The following is a 20,116-nucleotide window of genomic DNA, read 5'->3' as shown; positions in this document are numbered from 1 at the left end:
CTGATGAGCAATGGCGCGGATCTCAGGCCGCTTTCGTTGCATCGGTTCTAAACAATAAAACAGACAGTTCCGCCTGTCTGCAGCACTAGCTTGCCGGCGCCAGCCGGTTGACGATGCCGAGTTCGTCACTCTCGCGGACCTGCTTGAGATGTTCTTCGGCCTGCGTAGCCTCGCGCTGACGGTTCCACATCGACGCGTAGAGCCCGTTCTGTTCCAGAAGGGCGGCATGCGTGCCGCGTTCGGCGATCTCGCCGCTCTTCAACACGATGATCTCGTCCGCGCCGATGACGGTGGACAGGCGGTGGGCGATGACCAGCGTCGTGCGGTTCTTGGAAACGACATCGAGTGCGGTCTGGATTTCCCGCTCCGTCGTCGTATCGAGCGCCGAGGTCGCCTCATCGAGGATCAGGATCGGCGGGGCTTTCAGGATGGTGCGGGCGATTGCCACGCGCTGCTTCTCGCCACCGGAAAGCTTCAGTCCGCGTTCGCCGACCTTGGTTTCGAACCCCTCCGGCAGCATTTCGATGAAATGCCCGATCTGGGCGATTTCAGCCGCCTGCTTCACCTCGGCTTCGCTGGCCGAGGGCCGGCCGTAGCGGATGTTATAGGCGACGGTGTCGTTGAACAGCACCGTATCCTGCGGCACCATGCCGATCACCGAACGCAGGCTCTTCTGGGTGACCGTGCGGATGTCCTGCCCGTCGACGGTGATGGAACCGCTCTGGATATCGTAGAAGCGATAGAGCAGGCGCGACAGCGTCGATTTACCGGCTCCCGACGGACCGACGACGGCAACCGTCTTGCCCGCGGGCACCTCGAAAGAAATGCCTTTCAGGATCGGCCGGGCCGGATCATAGGCGAAATGCACGTCCTTGAAGGAGATGGCGCCCTGGCCGATGGCGAGCGCCGTCGCGCCGGGCGCGTCCAGAACCTCGGCCTTCACTTCCAGAAGATCGAACATCTGCTCGATATCGATCAAGCCCTGGCGGATTTCACGGTAGACGAAGCCGATGAAGTTCAGCGGCACGGAAAGCTGCAGCAGCATGGAATTGACAAAGACGAAATCGCCGACCGTGTGCTCGCCGCGCTGGACCGACCAGGCCGAGAGGACGAGCATGATCGTCGTGCCGATGCCGAAGATCACGCCCTGGCCGAAGTTCAGCCAGCCGAGGGAGGTCCACACATCTGTCGCCGCCTTTTCATAGCGCTCCATCGACTTATCGAAGCGCTTGGCCTCCATCTCCTCATTCCCGAAATATTTCACGGTCTCGAAGTTGAGGAGCGAGTCTATTGCCTTGGTATTGGCATCCGTATCGCTGTCGTTCATCGCCCGGCGGATGGAAATGCGCCAGTCGGAAGCGCGGATGGTGAACCAGATATAGGCCCAGACGGTGAAGGCGGTGACGGCGAGATAGGAGAAGCCATAGCCCCACCAGAAGATCGCCGCCGTCAGCAGGAATTCGATGACTGTCGGGATCGAGTTCAGGATCGTGAAACGCACGATCGTTTCGATACCCTTGGTGCCGCGCTCGATGATGCGCGAAAGTCCGCCCGTCTTGCGCTCCAGATGGAAGCGCAGGGAAAGCTCGTGCATGTGCACGAAGGTGCGGTAGGCAAGCTGACGCACCGCATATTGACCGACGCTGGCAAAGAGCGAGTCCCTGAGCTGGTTGAGGCCGAGTTGGATGAGACGGGTTAGGTTATACGCGATGACGAGAGCGGTGGCACCAATCAGCAGAGGCGGCAGCGTGCCCTGCAGGTCCATCCTGCCGTTCAGCGCATCGGTCGACCACTTGAAGAAATAGGGCACCAGCAGCAGCACGAATTTCGAGATGAGCAGGTAGACCGAGGCCCAGACGACCCGCATCCTCAGATCCGGCCTGTCCTTCGGCCACATATAGGGCCAAAGATTGTAGAGCGTTCCCAATAGGTTGGAGTCTGAAACTGTCTTGCCGTTTGCCATGCTTGTCTCCAGCCCGGCGGGCCGCTGTCGCCGCGGCCTGTCGCCGCCCCCGCGAGATATGCCACCGGCTGGCGGATTACAACATTGATAGGGATTTTATCGGCGAGGTATTGCGCGCGGTCCTAACGAAAACGGCGGCCGATGGGCCGCCGTTTTTTTGAATCAGAGGTGTCCGCCCGAGAGCCGCTTGCGGTGCAGCTCCTCCGCATTCGGAAGCGCATCCTTCGGCAGGCCGAAGACCTGACCCGGACGGATGCGGTCCGGATTGAGGATCTTGTCCTCGTTGGCGATGTAGATCGTCGTATAGCGCACACCAAGGCCATAGGTACGCCGGGAGATCTGCCAGAGCGTATCGCCACGGCGAATGATGACAGCGTTGTTGTTTGCCGTCAGCGGCGCCTGCTCGATCGTCTTCGGCTGGCCGGCCGCCGATGCCTCGTTTGACGGCATCGGCGCGACATTGGCGCCGGGAACTGTCAGTTCGGCAATGATCGCGCCGAGCTTGTCGAGCGCCGCGCCGACCGACTTGGCATCCTTCGGCAGGCTCTGCAGCATCGTCAGCGCGTTCGCCGCAACCTGAGAGGCCGAAGCCGATGCCTGCTTGAAGGCGTCGGTCGCTTCGATGCCGGGACGGAAGTCGACGAGCGCGCGCAGCGCGAACTCGGTGGCCGAGCGGGCTGCTGCGAGCTGCTCCGCACCCGGTAGCTTGCCGTCCGCGAACAGGCCCTTCAGCAGGCTGAAGGCTTTCGTCGCATCGCCCTCGAGCTTGCCGAGCTGGCCCTCGTCGAGCGGCACCATCGCCTGATTGGCATTATTGCCCGACTGCGCGGCAACCGTCACCTGATTGCCTTCCGGACGGTTGAAATTGACGGTCGCACGGACGAGGACCTTGCCCGAGCCATCGACGGCATCGACACGGATCTTGTGATCGCCGACCGAGAGATTCATTGCGCCGCTGATAACGAAGTGACCGTCCGGCTCCGCCGTATCCTGGCCGATCAACGCATCGTCGGCGTAACCGACGACCTTGGCATTGCTTCGCGCCGTGCCGGCCACGAAGATCTTGTTGCCCTCGATCTCGACTGCATTGATCATCACATCGGCGGCAGCCGCGTTGCCCTGCTGGGTGCCGGGAATGATCGCATTGTCTGATGTTGCGGGCGTGTTCGGCGTCTGCATCGCGACCTGGTCATTCGGAGTGCCATTGGGAGCAGGCTGCGTGTTGTCGGCCGTCTGGTTGCCGGCGGCTGCCACGGCCGCGTCATTGGCAGTTGGCGTCTGGGCGTCGGCGACCTCGGCCTTCGGCGCGGTAATGATGCGGCTGGCCGTGCCGGGCTTGGAAACCATGGCGAGCAACTCGCTGCCGCTCCCGTCCTTCGGCACGGAAACGGTCGCAACTTCTTCAGACAGCGTGGTCTTGCCATCCTTCCCGGTTACCTTCAGCACGAGCTGGTGATCGCCGGCCGGAAGCGGGTTGTCGAGAACGGCTGCAAAATCGCCGGTGCCGTCGACATCGGTCGTCACGACCACTTTGTCGCCGTCGAGCACTTCCAGCTTGCCATTCGGCTCGGCCGAACCGGCGATGACGGTCGAACCGTCTGGCTCGACGCGAAGCACGTCGAATGCCGGGATCTTTGGACCGCTGTTGGACGCGGTATCGGCAGCAGTCTGGCCATTGGCTGCGGCCGGCTGGCCGGCTGGCTCCGACGCACCAGTCAGCGCGGCTTCGGCGCGTGCGAGGGCGGCCAAAGCATCGGCGGCATTTTCAGGAAGATTCTGGATGATGTCGCGGGCCTTGCCGGCACCATCCTTGGCCTTGGAGACGAGGCCGGCAGTGGTCGTGTCGAGACCTTCAGGGGCAGCGAAATCGACGATCGCGGTCAACGTGTTCACGGCTGCGGTCTTTGCGCCCGCAAGCGCATCGGCGGCGGGCACCTTGCCGTCGGCAAACAGCGCCTTCAGGCCGGAGAGGGACCGGACGGCATCGGCAGTGAGGCTTCCGATCTTCTGGGCGGCCTCTGCGGCATCCGCGACAGCGGAACGGGAAGTCTTGGATGTTTCGTTAACCGTATTGTTGACCTCGGTGCCAGCCTGGTTGATGGCGTCACCGACCTTCGCCACATCAGAACCGAGCCGGGGCATGACGAAAAACACCATCAGTATGATTGCGATTACGAGCACTGCTAGGGCCAGCAAGCCGGCACGGTTTTTCATCATTGCGTCTCCAAAGGCGGCAAATTGCCGTAGTATTCAGAAATTGCTAGCGATTCCCGTTGCTTTGCACAAGCATTCAAAGCAAATACTCAAGCTCCGGACGTCGCTTTTCAGTCAATTTTCTTGACTGCATTGAAATGGAATAGTTGTTTTTCCCTTATGACCGAACAATCTGTACCGATTCGATCCATTTGCGTTTACTGCGGCTCTCGGCCGGGACGCGATCCTTCCCATATGGCTGCGGGCCGCGCGCTCGGAAAAGAGATTGCGGAATATGGCCTTCGCCTGATTTATGGCGGCGGCACAAAGGGCATCATGGGCGCTGTGGCCAGCGGGACCTTATCCAACGGCGGCCAGGTGACGGGCATCATTCCCGAGTTCCTGATCGACATGGAAGCGACTCGCCATTCGCTCGGCCAGCTCAACGAGCTTATTGTAACTCCTGACATGCATGCGCGCAAACACACGATGTTCGAGCGTTCGGACGCCTTTGTGGCCCTGCCGGGCGGTATCGGCACGCTGGAAGAGATCGTCGAGATCATGACCTGGGCGCAGCTTGGCCGTCACGAAAAGCCGATGGTCTTTGCCAACATCAACGGCTTCTGGGATCCGATGATGGAGCTCTTGCGCCACATGACGGGCGAGGGTTTCGTGCATACCGCCCATCGCGTCCAGCCGCTCGTCATCGACGAGATCTCCGGCGTCATCCCGGCCATCATGGCGCAGGCGGCAGAGCTTGCCGCCGACCGTGACGGCGAGGATGAGGTCATTTCGAAGATGTAGGCTTCATGCGATTCCAGCAAAGCGTGCGGCGGTTTGCGTCCGGAATTGCGTAGGAAACACGCCGGCTCTAACGTCCGCGCGTCGTCCTCAACATCGACCAGCTGTAGAAGAACAGGCCTGCCCAGATGAGCGGGAATGCGATCATACGTGCCGTACCCATCTCTTCGTGAAACACGAAAACGGCGATGAGGAAGATCATCGTCGGCGCGATGTACTGCATGATGCCGATGGTCGAGAGCCGGAGCAGCTTGGCGCCGTTAGCGTAGATCATCAGCGGTACGGCGGTAATCAGTCCGCAGCCAAGCAGCAGAGCGGTATCGCTAAAGCCCGTGCGGTAGAAATGTCCTTCGCCGCTGACGAATTCCAGGTAGAGGATGTAGAGCAGGGCGGGCAGGCTGAGGATCAGCACTTCCAGGAAGAAGCCCTGGTTCGGCCCGAGCGGCAGCGTCTTGCGAAACAGGGCATAGAAGCCCCAGCTGAACGCCAGCGTCAGCGCCACCCATGGAATGCCGCCGCTGTCGAAGGCGAGGACGACGACCGCAAGGCCGGCAAGGCAGATCGCCGCAATCTGCAACGGCTGCAGTTTTTCTTTCAGGAGCACGGCGCCGAGGAAGATGCTGAAGAGCGGATTGATGAAATAGCCCATGGCCGCATCGAGCGAATGGCCAGCACCGATCGCCCAGACATAGGTGCCCCAGTTCACGGTGATCAGTGCCGCGGTCATCATTGCCATGGCGAGCATGCGCGGAGAGCGCAGCGCGACCTTGATATCCTGCGTGCGTCCGAGCACCAGAAGCACGATGCCGGCAAGCGGCAGCGACCATAAAATGCGATGGGCGATGACTTCGGCAGGCGAAATATGCGCGACCGCCTTCATGTAGATCGGCAGAAAGCCCCACAGAAGATAGGCCGTCAGCGCGAAGGCAAAGCCGCGCGGACTGTCTTCGTTCTTGATAAAGGAGGCGCTTGCATCGGCAGACATCGGGTGTTTCCATCTTTGTTCTGTTTCTGATCCGCATTAGCTTAAGCGGCGTGAATAGGCCAATTCATTTCATTGAATGGAACCGCACCTGCAGTGCCGCGAAGAGAGGCAAGCATGGACGAAACCGAACTGGCGGTCTGCCGGCAAGCCTATGCCGCCCAGATGCTGGCAAAGATGGGTGTCGCTGATGACGAGCGGCTGCGGCAGGCCTTTGCGACGGTGCCGCGGGAGGATTTCGTAGGCCCGCCGCCGTGGCGTATGCCAAACGGGTCCGGCTATCAGGACATGCCATCCACCGACCCCGTCATCCTCTATCAGGATGTCCTTATTGCGTTGCAGGAGGAACGGCAGGTCAACAATGGCAGCCCTTCGCTGCATGCGCTCGGCCTCCACTGGCTTGCGCCGCAGCCGGGAGAAACGGCCTGCCATATCGGTGCCGGCGGCGGTTATTACACCGCCATGCTGTCGCATCTAGTCGGAAGCGCCGGTCATGTCGTGGCGATCGAATATGACCGGGCGCTTGCCGCCCGCGCCACCGTTAACCTGGCTTCCTACGGCAATGTCGAGGTGATCTGTGGTAATGGCCTGGAATGGCCGCAATCGCCGGCGGATGCGGTCTATGTCAATTTCGCGGTCCATAGGCCCGCCGAAGCCTGGATCGATAATCTCGCCGTTGGCGGCAGGCTGATCTTTCCACTCTGCGCACCCTCGCGTGACGGCAACGAAAATCTGCGGCCACGCAGCGCCGGCGGCGGTTTCTTCCTGATCCAGCGCATGCTCAACCACTATCGCGCCCGCTATCTCAGCCCCACCTTCTTCGTCTGGGGTCATGCCGCATCAGGCACGCTCGAGACCTATAAGGCGCTGGAATCCGCATTCCGGCATGGCGGCATGGAAAAGGTCACTCGGCTGCGCTGGAAGACGCCAAGAGATGAGGACGAATGGCATTCGGAGCAGGACTGGGGCCTCCGATAGAGCATTTTCCGTTTTTTCGCATGGAAATGCTCTATCTCTTTGTTTTCACGCGATTCCGGACGTAATAGCACTCATTCGGCTGCGATCTTGCCAGCAAGCTGCCGGTTCTTCATCAGCTTGTAGATGACCGAATCCATCAACGCCTGGAAGGACGCGTCGATGATGTTTTCGGAAACGCCGACCGTCCACCAGCGCACGCCGCTGGAATCAGTGGATTCGATGAGAACGCGGGTGATGGCCTCGGTGCCGCCATTGAGGATACGCACTTTAAAATCGGCGAGCACGAGATCGTCGATCTCATGCTGATACTTGCCGAAATCCTTGCGCAACGCGAGGTCAAGCGCATTGACCGGGCCTTCGGCTTCCGCGACCGACATCAGCGTCTGCCCGTCGATGGCGATCTTCACGACGGCTTCGGAGACGATCTTTATACGCCCGTGGGAATCGAAGCGCCGTTCGATCATCACCCGGAAGCCGTCGATCGAGAAGAAGTCCGGGATGGTGCCCATGGTGCGGCGCGCCAGAAGCTCGAAGCTCGCATCGGCACCCTCATAGGCATAGCCGGACGCCTCGCGCTCCTTCACGATCGAAATCAGGAGATCGAGCTTCGGATCGTCCTTGGCGACGTCGATGCCACGTCGCCTCAGTGCATTGATGAAGTTCGCCTTGCCGCCCTGATCCGAGACCATGACCTTGCGGAAATTGCCGACACTTTCCGGCGGCACGTGCTCGTAGGTGCGCGGATCTTTTACAAGCGCCGAAGCATGGATGCCGGCTTTGGTAGCGAAGGCAGACGCGCCGACATAGGGCATCTGATGATCCGGCGAGCGGTTCAGGAGTTCGTCGAAGGCGTGCGACAGGCGGGTGAGGTTAGTCAGCCGCTCTGCGTCGATCGCCGTTTCGAAACGCGTGTTGTAGGCGCTCTTCAGCGCAAGTGTCGGGATCAACGTCACCAGATTGGCATTGCCGCAACGTTCGCCGACGCCGTTCAGCGTACCCTGGATCTGGCGCACGCCTGCCTCGACCGCGACGAGCGAATTGGCGACCGCCTGGCCTGTATCGTTATGCGCATGGATGCCGAGACAGTGGCCCGGCACGCCGAAGGCGATCACGGCTTCGACGATGGCGCGCACTTCCGGCGGCTGCGTGCCGCCATTGGTATCGCAGAGCACCACCCAGCGCGCGCCGTTCTCATAGGCGGTCTTCGCACAGGCGAGCGCATATTCCGGATTGGCCTTGTAGCCGTCGAAGAAATGCTCGCAATCAACAAGCGCTTCCTTGCCGGCGGCAACAGCGGCTTTGACGCTTTCGGCGATGCATTCAAGGTTTTCCTCGTTGGTGCAGCCGAGCGCCACCTGCACGTGGTAATCCCAGCTCTTGGCGACGAAACAGACGGCGTCGCTGCGCGCCTGCAGGAGGCCTGCGATGCCCGGATCGTTGGAGGCGGAAACACCCGGCCGCTTCGTCATGCCGAAGGCGACGAAGGAGGCCTGGCTGGTGCGCTTCTCGGCGAAGAAGGCGGTGTCGGTCGGATTTGCGCCCGGATAGCCGCCCTCGACATAATCGAGCCCGAATTCGTCCAGCATGCTCGCAATCGCAATCTTGTCCTCGACGGAAAAGTCGATGCCGGGCGTCTGTTGCCCGTCCCGGAGCGTCGTATCGAAGAGGTAGATTCTTTCGCGTGCCATAGTGATGTTTCCTGTCGCCGCTTGCGGCTTTATTGTTTGCCTGCAAACCGGTCCGTCGCCCGGATCAGCTGGTCGAGAATGCCGGGTTCCGAAAAGGCATGCCCGGCCCCTTCGATCAGGTGGAACTCGGCCCTTGGCCATGCCTTGTGCAGCAGCCAGGCATATTTGGCCGGGCAGGGCATATCATAGCGCCCGTGGACGATTACGCCGGGAATGTTCCTTAGCTTATAGGCATCGCGCAGCAGTTGGCCTTCATCCATCCAGCCGGCATGGACGAAGAAATGATTTTCGATGCGCGCAAAGGCATAGGCGAACTCGGCTTCCTCGAACTTGCCGCTGGTCGATTTTTCCGGCAGCAGCGTGATCGTCTCGCCCTCCCAGATGCTCCAGGCTCGCGCGGCTTCGAGAGCAACGGCGCGGTCCGAGCCGGTCAGGCGGCGGTTATAGGCGAGCATCATCTCGTGGCGCTCTTGCGCAGGAATGGGTGCCACGAAGCGCTCCCACTTGTCCGGGAACATCTCGGAGACACCGAACTGATAATACCAGTCGAGCTCGGCCCGCGTCAGCGTGTAGATGCCGCGCACGATGAGTTCGGAGACGCGCTCCGGGTGCTTCTCGGCATAGGCAAGTGCCAGCGTCGAGCCCCAGGAGCCGCCGAAGACCTGCCATTTATCGACGCCAACCATTTCCCGTAGCCGCTCGATATCGGCAACGAGGTGCCAGGTGGTGTTGGCTTCAAGGCTCGCATGCGGGGTCGACTTGCCGCAGCCACGCTGGTCGAAAAGCATCACATCATAGAGCTTTGGATCGAACAGGCGGCGATGAACGGGCGAGATGCCGCCGCCGGGACCACCATGCAGGAAGACTGCCGGCTTGGCGCCTGATGTACCGCAGCGTTCCCAATAGATCACATGGCCATCGCCGACATCGAGATGGCCGGACGCATAGGGTTCGATTTCGGGATAGAGCGTGCGCAGCACTTCGGTCATATCTTCACGCCTTTCGCGGGCCAGACGGCGGTATCATGGTCGGGGTGCTGGAAGGAGATGATCGCTTCCTGCCGTGCATAGAAATCCGGATCCCTATGCACGGGCGCTTCAAAGATCGTCTCGACCCAGGGCAGGCGTGCATCGTAATTAACCTGGATCTGCGGGGCGAGATCACTGCGGTCATCGAATGTGCCGATCGCAAGTTCCAGTCCGCCCGGATGTCGATAGGTCATCGGCGTGCCACAATCCCGGCAGAAGCCGCGCTCGATATTGACCGAGGACTGGAAATAGGCGGGCTCGCCGCGGCTCCACTCCATGCCTTCTTCCGGCGCCGTCACCAGCGCGGAAAAGAAACCGCCGAACTGCTTCTGGCACATGCGGCAATGGCAGATGGATGGGCGTCCGAGCTTGCCTGTGATACGGAAGCGCACGGCGCCGCACTGGCAACCGCCTGTTCTCGTCGTCTCTGTCATGGAGAAGCTCCTCAAGGCCAATGGGATGTATCGTGGTCGGGATGCTGACGGTTGCTCGCCGCAATCCTGTTCTCGCGATCGTTTGTTTCCGGTTCCGGCTCGACAGGCAAGCCATCGAGCGCATGAAACCAGACCATTTTGCTGTCGAGATTGGACTGCATGACCGGCTTTACCGTCTGCGGATCATCGAGCGATCCGAGCGTGATGTTGATGGAGTCGGCATCGGGACTGTCGTAGAAAAGCGGCGTGCCGCAATCGCCGCAAAAGCCGCGCCGCACGAGACCGGAAGAGTGGAACCATTTCGGCTCTCCGCGCGTCAGCTCGAAACCTTCACGCATGGCCGCAGCAAGCGGCAGGAAATAATTGCCGGCGGCCTTCTGGCACATGCGGCAGTGGCAAATATGCGGATAGCCGAGTTCGCCACGCGCCCGATAGCGAACTGCGCCGCACTGGCAACCCCCAGTTTGCTCCACCGTTTCCATCAGGCGTGATCCTCCGGCGGCCAGACCGGCGTATCGTGGTCCGGATGCTGATAGGAGATGATCTCGCGGAGGAAGGAGCCTGCGGCGACATCCGCCTCGGTCCGTTCGCCCGGCAGTTCATGCAGATGATCGACGAAGCCGATCTTGCCTTCCACGCCCCACTGAATAGTCGGCGGCAGCAGAGAAGGATCATCGAACGCGCCAGCCGCGACGGCCATACCGTCGGGCGCCTCGTAGGTCAGCGGCGTACCGCAATCGCCGCAGAAGCCGCGACTGACGAAATTCGAGGATCGGAAGGTCTTTCGCTGCCCTCTGGTCCACTCGAATTCCATCCCGCGTACGGAAACCAGCGGCGCGTAGTAGGCGCCGAACGCCTTTTGGCACATGCGGCAATGGCAGATCGAGGAGCTCGGGAGCGTACCCCGCACCCGGAACCGGATCGCTCCGCATTGGCATCCACCGGTATAGGTGTTCATTTCTTCACCTCCCACGTCGTCACGCGTTCGCCCGTTGCCGGATCCTTGCCATCTTTGAGCTGGATACCCTCGGCAGCAAGCGAATCGCGGATCTTGTCGGCTTCGGCGAAGTTCTTTGCCTTGAGCAACTCCAGTCGAGCCCTGACGCGCGCATCGATCTCGGCCGCCACCGCCTCATCAATTTCCGTCTTCTTCGGCAGCACGCCGAGCAGGGCCGCACTGGCCGCAAAGACCGCGTCGTTGCCGGATTGGGCGAGCGCATGCAGCGCCTGGACAGCTGCGACCGTATTGAGATCGTCGGCGAGCGCGTTCAGCACGGTCTCATCCGGCTTGGCATCACCAGGTTCGGCCGCCGGCCATTTGGCTAGCAGACGTTCGGCTTCCTCCAGCCGCTTGACCGAAAAGTCGATCGGCTCGCGGTAATGCGTCATCAGCATAGCAAGGCGAAGCACTTCGCCCGGCCACTGACGGCCAGCGAAAGTCTCCGTGTGCAGCAATTCGTAGATGGTAACGAAATTGCCTTCGGACTTCGACATCTTGCGGCCTTCGACCTGCAGGAAGCCGTTATGCATCCAGACATTCGCCATCACGTCAGTGCCATGGGCGCAACGCGACTGGGCGATCTCGTTCTCGTGGTGCGGGAAGATCAGGTCTAGCCCACCGCCATGGATATCGAAGACGTCGCCGAGATAACGCCCGCTCATTGCCGAGCACTCGATATGCCAGCCCGGACGGCCGCGGCCCCAGGGGCTTTCCCAGCCGGGTTCGTTTTCGTCTGAGAGCTTCCAGAGCACGAAGTCGCCAGGGCTCTTCTTGTGCGCATCAACGGCGACGCGGGCGCCCGCCTGCTGCTCATCGAGATTGCGCTTCGAAAGCCGGCCGTAATCGGCCATCGACTTCGTGTCGAACAACACTTCGCCTGATGCCTGATAGGCATGGCCGCGCGCAATCAGCCGCTCGATGATCTCGATCATCTCAGCGATATTGTCGGTCGCACGCGGCTGCACTGTCGGCTCGAGCGACCCTAGTGCCAAGGCATCGTCGAGAAACTGTTTCTCGGTCTTTTCCGTCACCGCCCGGATCGCCGCGTTCAGCGGCAGGCCCGGATAGTCGCGCAGCGCCCGCGCGTTGATCTTGTCGTCGACGTCGGTGATGTTGCGCGCATAGGTGACGTGGCTTTCGCCATAGACATGGCGCAACAGGCGGAACAGCACGTCGAAGACGATGACCGGCCGCGCATTGCCGATATGGGCGAAATCATAGACCGTCGGGCCGCACACGTACATGCGGACGTTTTCGGCATCGATCGGCTTGAAAACCGATTTCTCCCGCGTCAGCGTGTTGTACAGCTTCAGTTCCGGCGTACCGCCCATTTCACTCTCCCGATATGCATAAGCACAAAATACTGCCACCGGCAGGCCGGGGCGTTTCGCATCTTGGACATTTGGGAGACGAAAACGGCCAGGCCAGCTTTGGGCTAGCGAATAATCTTCCGGCAAATAATGCAGGTAACCGTTTTCATGACGCGTTTTATGGCGCGGGATCGGAGTTTGGTCAAGAGGGCAAGGACCCATCCGGAGGGAGTTCGCTCGGCGCCCGTGATGTGCTGACCACAGGGGGCAATGTCCGGCGAAAATATAGTGCATGCTCTGAGGCTTCCGCCATTCTCGCGGCGCAAATCGCAGTTAACCAGCGGACGCTGCTATAAATTGTTGGGGGAACGAGTGGGAAGATTGGTCCGGTGGGCGATCGGAGCGGCTGCAATTCTGATAGTCGCATTCGCTGCATATTTCGCATACGATTTTGGAATGCTTCGCTTCAACAATCCGTCACTGGCCCGTTATCCGATCCAAGGCATCGATGTCAGTCATCACCAGGGTGTCGTTGATTGGAAGACCGTGGCTGCCCAGCCGAACGTGCGTTTCGCAATCATAAAGGCGACCGAAGGCGGCGATCACCGGGATTCCCGGTTCGCAGAGAACTGGCAGCGTGCCGGAGATGCGGGGCTGGTGAGGGGCGCTTATCACTTTTTCACCTTCTGCCGCCCGGGCAGGGATCAGGCGCAGAATGTCCTGGCAGCCGTGCCGAAAACGCCGGATGCCTTGCCCATCGCCATCGACCTGGAATTTGTCGGTAACTGCGACAAAATACCGACGCTCGATGAAATGGCGATGGAAGTGAACGCCTTCGTTGCCGAGCTGAAGAGTGGTTTTCCGGAAAAGCCGATTTTTTACGTCACACAGGAATTCTTTGACCAATATCTGAAAGGTAATGAAAGCCGCTTTCCCGATCATTACCTCTGGCTGCGAAGCATATTCAGGGAGCCTGCGCAGGAAAGCTGCAGTCGTTGGTCGATCTGGCAATTTGCCGACAATGGTACGGTGGACGGCATTAAGGGGGCAGTGGACCTTAATGCACTGTGCCCATCAGAAACGGGCTTTGCACGTCTCTTCCCAGCCGTTGCTACAAACTGAGAACTCAGCCTATCCCGGCAGCCGGTAATCCACCAGCTTGTTCTCGCGCACGATGAACAGTTTGCCCGTTTCGGTCACACCAGGCCCGAGCAGCGGCAGGATCGCCTTCGCCACTTCGGAGGGATGCGGCAGGCTCATCGGATCTTCGCCGGGGACGGCCTGCGCGCGCATGGCAGTGCGGGTTGCGCCCGGATCGACGCTGGTGATGCGCAGTGGCGTTGTCTGCGTCTCGCCAGCCCATGTGCGCGTCAGAGCCTCGACGGCTGCCTTCGATGCCGAATAGGCGCTCCAGAAGGGGCGGCACTTATGGGCCGCGCCCGAGGACATGATGACGGCGCGGCCGGCATCCGAGCGGTTCAGCAGCGGATCGACCGAACGGATCAGCCGCCAGGTGGCGTTGACGTTGATGTTCATCACCTTTTCGAAGATCTTCGCTTCGATATGGCCGATCGGCGAGATGACGCCGAGCACGCCGGCATTGGCGACGAGGATGTCGAGCTTGCCCCAGCGCTCGAAGATCGAGCCGCCGAGACGGTCGATCGCTTCCATATCGGCGAGATCGAAGGGGACGAGGGTCGCGGAGCCGCCAACGGCCTTGATGGCGTCGTCGAGTTCTTCCAGGCCGCCGACCGTGCGGGCGCAGGCGATCACATGCGCGCCGGCCTTGGCGAGTTCGAGTGCCGTGAAGTAGCCGATGCCGCGCGATGCGCCGGTCACCAGCGCGATCCTGCCTTCAAGATTGATGTTCATCTGCCGCGGCTCCGGATATGCTTGAAAAGGTAAGGGGCGCAATAAGCGCCCCTGATCGGAAAGTCAAAGTCGAAGCGGATTAGCCGTTGCTGGCGAGCATGGAAATCTTGTTGCCCATGGACTCGCCGTTCTTATCGAGAAGGCGGGTCGGATAGTCACCGGTAAAGTAGTGGTCGGTAAACTGCGGCCGGGCCGGGTTGCGGTCCTCGCCGCCGACGGCGCGATAGAGGCCGTTAATCGACAGGAAGGCCAGCGAATCCGCGCCGATATACTTCGCCATGGCTTCGACATCAGCATACTGGTTGGCGAGCAGCTTGTCGGCATCGGGAGTGTCGATGCCGTAGAAATCCGGGAAGAAGATCATCGGGCTGGCAACGCGGATATGCACTTCCCTGGCGCCGGCCTCGCGGATCATCTGCACGATCTTCAGCGAAGTGGTGCCGCGCACGATGGAATCGTCGACCAGCACCACGCGCTTGCCTTCGATCATCGCCCGGTTGGCGGAATGTTTCAGCTTCACGCCGAAGGCGCGGATTTGCTGCGTCGGCTCGATGAAGGTGCGGCCGACATAATGGTTGCGGATGATGCCATATTCGAACGGAATGCCGCTTTCCTGTGCATAGCCGAGCGCGGCCGGCGTGCCGCCATCGGGAACGGGCACGATCACGTCGGCATCGACAGGCGATTCCTTGGCGAGGTTCATCCCCATGTTTTTGCGCGTCGTATAGACGTTGCGGCCGCCGACGACTGAGTCCGGACGAGCGAAATAGACATATTCGAACAGGCAGAGGCGTTCGGGCTGCTGCTTGCTCGGCTTGCGCGCATCGATGCTGATCGAACCGTCGGGCTGGATTTCGCAGATGACGACTTCGCCATTCTCCACGTCGCGGATGAACTTCGCGCCGATAATGTCAAGCGCGCAGGTTTCCGAGCAGAAGATCGGCTTGCCGTCCAGTTCGCCCATGACCAGCGGGCGGATGCCGGTGGGGTCGCGCGCTGCGATCAGCTTGGTGCGCGTCATGGCGAGCATCGAATAGCCGCCTTCCATCTGGCGGATGGCGTCGATGAAGCGATCGGCCGTGGATGTATGGCGGGAGCGGGCGATGAGGTGGAGAACAACTTCGGTGTCGGATGTCGACTGACAGATCGCGCCAGTCGCGATGATCTGGCGGCGCAGCGTCAGGCCGTTGGTGAAATTGCCGTTATGGGCAATGGCGATGCCGCCCTCTTCCAGTTCGGCAAAGAGCGGCTGCACGTTGCGCATCGCCACTTCGCCTGTTGTGGAATAGCGCGTATGGCCGATCGAGATGGTGCCGGGCAGGCGGGCAAGCGTCATCGGATTGGTGTAGTGGTCGCCGACCAGGCCCATATGCCGTTCCTGATGGAAGCGCTTGCCATCGAAGGAAACGATACCGGCTGCCTCCTGCCCGCGATGCTGAAGGGCGTGCAGGCCGAGCGCCGTCAGTGCTGCGGCATCGGCATGTCCCAGAATTCCGAAAACACCGCATTCTTCATGCAGCGTGTCTCCGTCGAGCGGATCGTCGGTCGGGAAGGAATGGGACTGGTTCATTTCTGCGGGCCTTTGCTCTCACAAGAATGGATCGGCATTTCCAGTAGTATGATATCGGAAATCTTGCAGCTTTCCGATAGTTTCATGCTGAACGACGTCTGTTTCAAAGCCCGCCGGCTCTGAAACAGCTGAGGTCCGGCAGAGCGGAATGCCCGGCCGGACCTTTGTTCTTACGTCCCGCTCAAATGGCAACTGCCAGGCCGCGGGTCAAGCTAGTGAACACTGCGTCAATTCGATGGCTGCTGTGCGCCATTGTTAGGCGCGGGTGCTGCGTCTTCTGCCGGAGCCTGATCGTTGGCTGGCGCATTTTCATCCGTGGTCCGCGCGCCACCAAGCTTCTCGGTAATGCTCTTCTGGATCATTTGAGAAAATTCTTCAGGCAGGACTGCCTGCAGGCGAACGACGAGGGAATCCAGGAATGGCTTCGACTTGGCATTGTTGACCCAGGCCGGGCGATGATCTGCATCGACCAGCCAGTTCCAGAAGGCAACGGCGACGACGAGCAGAAGTATGCCGCGCGCCGCACCGAAGAGGAAACCCAAAGTGCGGTCGAGCGCGCCGATACGGCTGTCGATGATGAAATCGGCGATCTTCATCGTGATGAAGGAGATGACGATCAGCGCGATGAGGAAGACGACGGCAGCCGAACCGACGATCGCGATACGGTCATCGTCAGTATATTTCTTCGCATAAGGCACGAGATAGGGGTAGAGATAATAGGCGGCAGCCGCCGAGCCGCCCCAGCTCGCGATCGAGAGAATTTCGCGCGAGAAGCCGCGGACCATTGCCAATACGGCGGAGAAGAGCACGACGCCGATGACAATACCGTCGAAAATCGTAATGGGCATATAAATTCCACTCCAGACTGCCGCCTTGCGGGCCGCGTCGCGCCTTGTTTGGCAGATCCTATAGCATCCCCGCTATCGGTGATGAAGGATCAAACGTCTTCTTCCACACGCTGCAGCGCCCCTTTCGAGCCGGCAATGCGCGCGACCAAATCCGGCAGGCTCTCGATCTCGCTCCAGCGACCGCTGCCCCTTGGCAGTTCGGCGGAGCCGGACGGTAGCAGAGCTGCCGAAAACCCCAGCTTTTCGGCTTCTTTAAGGCGCTGGGCGGTTTGCGCAACCGGCCGGACGGCGCCCGACAGACTGACTTCGCCGAAATAGACGCAATCGGCCGGAAGGGCAATACCGGCCAGCGAGGAAACGAGAGCCGATGCGACGGCCAGATCGGCTGCCGGTTCGGAGATGCGGAAGCCGCCGGCAATGTTGAGATAGACGTCATGCTGGCCGAGCCGCACGCCGCAATGGGCCTCCAGAACCGCAAGGATCATCGACAGGCGGGCTGAGTCCCAGCCGACGACCGCACGCCGAGGCGTGCCGAGTGAAGTGGGGGCGACCAGCGCCTGCACTTCGACGAGAACAGGCCGCGTGCCCTCCATGCCGGCAAAAACCGCTGCACCCGGTGATTTCTCGTTGCGCTCGCCGAGGAAGAGTTCCGAGGGGTTAGCGACTTCGCGCAGGCCCTTGTCCGACATTTCGAAGACGCCGATCTCGTCCGTCGGTCCGAAGCGGTTCTTGACCGTACGCAGGATGCGGTAGTGATGGCCGCGGTCGCCCTCGAAATAGAGCACCGCATCGACCATATGCTCGACCACGCGCGGGCCGGCGATCTGGCCGTCCTTGGTCACATGACCGACGAGCACCATGGCCGCACCCGTCTGTTTGGCAAAGCGGATCATCGACTGCACGCCGGTGCGCACCTGTGTGACCGTACCCGGTGCGGATTCGGCGAGCTCGCTCCAGAGCGTCTGGATGGAGTCGATAATGACGAGGTCGGGGCGCTTGCCTTCCGCGAGCGTCGCGAGAATATCCTCGACATTGGTTTCAGCAGCAAGCAGCACATCGGTATCGGCTGCCGCCAGCCGCTGCGCCCGCAGCCGCACCTGCGCTACCGCCTCTTCGCCCGAGACATAGATGATCCGGTGCCCACGCCGCGAAAGGGCAGCCGCTCCCTGCATGAGCAGCGTGGACTTGCCGATGCCGGGGTCACCGCCGACGAGCACGGCCGAACCGCGCACGAAGCCGCCGCCGGTGACGCGGTCGAGTTCGGAAATGCCTGTATGGATGCGCGGCGCTTCCTCGATTTCACCGGAGAGAGCCGTCAATGCGACCGGACGGCCCTTCTTCGGCGTCTTGGCGGGGCCGCCGCCGATGCCGCCCATCGGGTCTTCTTCGACGATCGTATTCCACTCGCCGCAATTGTCGCATTTGCCCGCCCAGCGGTTATGCACCGCGCCGCAGCTCTGGCAGATGAATTGTGTCCTGGCCTTGGCCATCAATGACTGCTTTCACGTAGAGCCGCCTGGGCGGCCGAATCGGTTTCGCCCTAGATAATGGCTTCCTGCACCGATCAAAACTAATGATTTTCCTATCAGTGGCCGGGCTGGCAGCATCGGAAGGCTCTCAAGGGATAGGCCATGCTCGATTATTCGCTCGCTCACTGGATCGGTTTTTTGACCGCGGCGGTTCTTCTAAACATCTCGCCCGGTCCGGACATGGCCTTCATTCTCGGCCATACGATGAAGAGCGGCACGCGCGCCGGCTTCTCTGCCGTCTTCGGCATCTGGACCGGCGCCTGCATCCACGTGCTTCTCGCCGCCTTCGGCCTGTCGGCGATCCTTTCCGCCTCGGCAATCGCCTTCTCCACCGTCAAATGGGTGGGCGCGATCTATCTCGTCTGGCTCGGCATACAGGCGCTGCGCTCGAAAGGCGAGGGCGGCTTCGTGCGGGCGGCAGGCGAAACACTCGGCTGGCGGCGCATCTATCGGCAGGGCATGCTTGTCTCGCTGCTCAATCCGAAGGTAGCGATCTTCTTCCTCGCCTTCCTGCCACAATTCGTCGTCGAGGGCGCAGGTCCGGCCTGGCTGCAGCTTGGCGTTCACGGCGGCCTGATCATTGTCGTGGCCGTCTTCATCGAGCCGCCGTTGATCCTTGTGGGAGGGCGGCTTGCTAATGCCTTCAAACGGAATGCAAAGATCGGCCTGTGGCTAGACCGCGGCCTCGGCGCGCTGTTCGTGGCGCTCGGCCTTCGCCTCGCGTTCACGACACGCTAAGTCCCTATTCCTCGTCCATCTCGTACTTGCGCTCGTGGCGCAGGCCGATGCTCGTCAGCATCTCGTAACCGATCGTACCTGCGGCCTTTGCCGCATCGTCGACGAGGATGTTCTTGCCGAAGAGTTCGATATAGTCGCCGGCGCGAATGGCACCTTCCGGCAGGTCGGTCACGTCGAAAATCGTCTGGTCCATGGTGATGCGACCGGCGACCGGCACCTTTTGGCCGGCAACGAAGCCCTGTCCGCCCTGCGGCACGGCCTGGCGCAGCGGCACGCCGTCGCTCGACTGGCTGCGCATATAGCCATCGGCATAACCGGCCGAAACGATCGCCAGCCGGCTGTCGCGCGTCAGCTGCAGTGCTCGCCCGTAGCTGACGGATTCACCGGCCTTGACCGTGCGGATCTGGATGATGCGCGCTTCGGCCGTCGCCACCGGTCGCATCGGGTTCGCCATGCCATTGACGGCCTGCCCGCCATAGAGCGCGATGCCCGGCCGGGTGAGATCGAAGTGATAGTCATCCCCGAGGAAGATGCCGGCGGACGCCGCCAGGCTTGAATCGATACCTTCATAAGCAGCGCTAACCCTACGGAATGATTCAAGCTGCTGCTTGTTCATCGCAGAGGAGTGGTCGTCGCCGCAGGCCAGATGGCTCATGACGAGAGCAGGCGCGAAACTCGCGGGCCGCGACACGTCGTCGGCAAGAGCGAGCGCCTCGTCTACCGTCAGGCCCAGCCGGTTGAAGCCGGTATCGACGTGGAGTGCGCATGGGTAGTCGCCATAATCGGCAAGCACCGCCATCCAGAATGCAAGCTGCTCTTCCGAGGAGATGATCGGCACGAGATCGTTTTCGAAGAAGCGCCGCTCGGTGCCTGGCCAGATGCCCGCCAGCACGAAGATGCGTGCCTCAGGCGCAAACATGCGCAGGGTGACACCTTCATCGACGGTCGCGACGAAGAAATCCCGCGCGCCGGCAAGATAGAGCGCTTCGCCGGCATCCTCGATCCCCATCCCATAGGCATCCGCCTTGACGACGGCAGCTGTACGCGCCTTTCCCGAGCGGCGGGCCATTTCCCGCCAGTTGTCGGTCAGCGCCGTCAAGTCGACAGTCAGCCGCAGGCCGGCGGAGGCGAAAAGGTCGTCGTCTTCAAAGGGAATGGAAAAATCTGTCATGAATCGCCGCG

General features: G+C 61.1%; 18 protein-coding genes. 4 read left to right on the top strand and 14 right to left on the bottom strand.

Going from position 1 to position 20,116, the window contains the following annotated elements:
* Nucleotides 1-85: 85 nt before the first annotated feature.
* Both FHT92_RS02765 and FHT92_RS02760 read right to left on the bottom strand, forming a co-directional pair.
* Nucleotides 86-1,963: an ABC transporter ATP-binding protein/permease gene (locus FHT92_RS02765; protein WP_183822354.1), complete on the bottom strand. Its 1,878-nt coding sequence runs from the start codon at nt 1,961-1,963 to the stop codon at nt 86-88.
* A gap of 162 nt (nt 1,964-2,125) precedes the next feature.
* Complete coding sequence (locus tag FHT92_RS02760) at nt 2,126-4,180, bottom strand: LysM peptidoglycan-binding domain-containing protein (RefSeq protein WP_183822352.1); 2,055 nt, start codon at nt 4,178-4,180, stop codon at nt 2,126-2,128.
* A 156-nt stretch (nt 4,181-4,336) separates the two neighbouring features.
* Here FHT92_RS02760 and FHT92_RS02755 point away from each other — a divergent pair, with 156 nt between their 5' ends.
* Nucleotides 4,337-4,960: a TIGR00730 family Rossman fold protein gene (locus tag FHT92_RS02755; RefSeq protein WP_183744322.1), complete on the top strand. Its 624-nt coding sequence runs from the start codon at nt 4,337-4,339 to the stop codon at nt 4,958-4,960.
* Between the two features lie 67 nt (nt 4,961-5,027).
* Here FHT92_RS02755 and rarD read toward each other — a convergent pair whose 3' ends face one another.
* Nucleotides 5,028-5,942, bottom strand: coding sequence for an EamA family transporter RarD (gene rarD, locus FHT92_RS02750; protein WP_183744319.1), 915 nt, complete (start codon nt 5,940-5,942; stop codon nt 5,028-5,030).
* Nucleotides 5,943-6,056: 114 nt separating this feature from the next.
* Between rarD and FHT92_RS02745 the strand changes: the two genes are divergently transcribed.
* Nucleotides 6,057-6,917 carry a protein-L-isoaspartate O-methyltransferase family protein gene (locus FHT92_RS02745; RefSeq protein ID WP_183822349.1) on the top strand — a complete coding sequence of 287 codons (861 nt, stop codon included), beginning with the start codon at nt 6,057-6,059 and terminating at the stop codon, nt 6,915-6,917.
* Nucleotides 6,918-6,988: 71 nt separating this feature from the next.
* On the opposite strand, the gene cimA is transcribed toward FHT92_RS02745, so the two are convergent.
* Genes cimA through cysS form a run of 6 tightly spaced genes read right to left on the bottom strand, consistent with a single transcriptional unit; the run spans nt 6,989 to nt 12,398 of the window.
* On the bottom strand, nt 6,989-8,605 hold the full coding sequence (gene cimA / locus FHT92_RS02740; protein WP_183744314.1) for a citramalate synthase: 1,617 nt from the start codon (nt 8,603-8,605) through the stop codon (nt 6,989-6,991).
* Between the two features lie 29 nt (nt 8,606-8,634).
* Nucleotides 8,635-9,594, bottom strand: coding sequence for a prolyl aminopeptidase (gene pip, locus FHT92_RS02735; RefSeq protein ID WP_183822346.1), 960 nt, complete (start codon nt 9,592-9,594; stop codon nt 8,635-8,637).
* On the bottom strand, nt 9,591-10,067 hold the full coding sequence (locus tag FHT92_RS02730; protein WP_183744308.1) for a GFA family protein: 477 nt from the start codon (nt 10,065-10,067) through the stop codon (nt 9,591-9,593). The genes pip and FHT92_RS02730 overlap by 4 nt, the downstream gene beginning before the upstream one ends.
* A gap of 11 nt (nt 10,068-10,078) precedes the next feature.
* Complete coding sequence (locus tag FHT92_RS02725) at nt 10,079-10,549, bottom strand: GFA family protein (RefSeq protein WP_183744305.1); 471 nt, start codon at nt 10,547-10,549, stop codon at nt 10,079-10,081.
* Nucleotides 10,549-11,025: a GFA family protein gene (locus tag FHT92_RS02720; protein ID WP_183744302.1), complete on the bottom strand. Its 477-nt coding sequence runs from the start codon at nt 11,023-11,025 to the stop codon at nt 10,549-10,551. The genes FHT92_RS02725 and FHT92_RS02720 overlap by 1 nt, the downstream gene beginning before the upstream one ends.
* Nucleotides 11,022-12,398, bottom strand: coding sequence for a cysteine--tRNA ligase (gene cysS, locus FHT92_RS02715; RefSeq protein WP_183744298.1), 1,377 nt, complete (start codon nt 12,396-12,398; stop codon nt 11,022-11,024). Before cysS ends, FHT92_RS02720 begins: the two co-directional genes overlap by 4 nt.
* Before the next feature lie 351 nt (nt 12,399-12,749).
* On the opposite strand from cysS, the gene FHT92_RS02710 reads away from it, so the two are divergent.
* Nucleotides 12,750-13,499, top strand: coding sequence for a GH25 family lysozyme (locus FHT92_RS02710; RefSeq protein ID WP_183744295.1), 750 nt, complete (start codon nt 12,750-12,752; stop codon nt 13,497-13,499).
* A 9-nt stretch (nt 13,500-13,508) separates the two neighbouring features.
* Here FHT92_RS02710 and FHT92_RS02705 read toward each other — a convergent pair whose 3' ends face one another.
* From FHT92_RS02705 to radA, 4 genes are all read right to left on the bottom strand, one after another.
* Complete coding sequence (locus tag FHT92_RS02705) at nt 13,509-14,249, bottom strand: SDR family NAD(P)-dependent oxidoreductase (RefSeq protein ID WP_183744292.1); 741 nt, start codon at nt 14,247-14,249, stop codon at nt 13,509-13,511.
* A 79-nt stretch (nt 14,250-14,328) separates the two neighbouring features.
* A complete protein-coding gene (gene purF / locus FHT92_RS02700; RefSeq protein WP_183744288.1) occupies nt 14,329-15,819 on the bottom strand; it encodes an amidophosphoribosyltransferase in 1,491 nt (496 codons plus the stop codon).
* 227 nt (nt 15,820-16,046) lie between these two features.
* Nucleotides 16,047-16,667, bottom strand: coding sequence for a CvpA family protein (locus FHT92_RS02695; RefSeq protein ID WP_183744285.1), 621 nt, complete (start codon nt 16,665-16,667; stop codon nt 16,047-16,049).
* A gap of 89 nt (nt 16,668-16,756) precedes the next feature.
* Nucleotides 16,757-18,157, bottom strand: a complete 1,401-nt coding sequence (radA, locus tag FHT92_RS02690; protein WP_183744282.1) for a DNA repair protein RadA — start codon at nt 18,155-18,157, stop codon at nt 16,757-16,759.
* Between the two features lie 141 nt (nt 18,158-18,298).
* Here radA and FHT92_RS02685 point away from each other — a divergent pair, with 141 nt between their 5' ends.
* Nucleotides 18,299-18,934: a LysE family translocator gene (locus tag FHT92_RS02685; RefSeq protein ID WP_183822343.1), complete on the top strand. Its 636-nt coding sequence runs from the start codon at nt 18,299-18,301 to the stop codon at nt 18,932-18,934.
* Between the two features lie 4 nt (nt 18,935-18,938).
* Here FHT92_RS02685 and alr read toward each other — a convergent pair whose 3' ends face one another.
* Entirely contained in the window at nt 18,939-20,105 is a 1,167-nt protein-coding gene (alr, locus tag FHT92_RS02680; RefSeq protein WP_183822341.1) for an alanine racemase, read from the bottom strand.
* Nucleotides 20,106-20,116: the final 11 nt, after the last annotated feature.

Origin of the sequence: Rhizobium sp. BK377, assembly GCF_014193935.1 — a bacterium.
In the GTDB taxonomy this organism is placed as follows: domain Bacteria; phylum Pseudomonadota; class Alphaproteobacteria; order Rhizobiales; family Rhizobiaceae; genus Rhizobium.
Note: the sequence above shows the minus strand (reverse complement) of the source record. Positions and strands in the feature narration are given on the sequence as shown.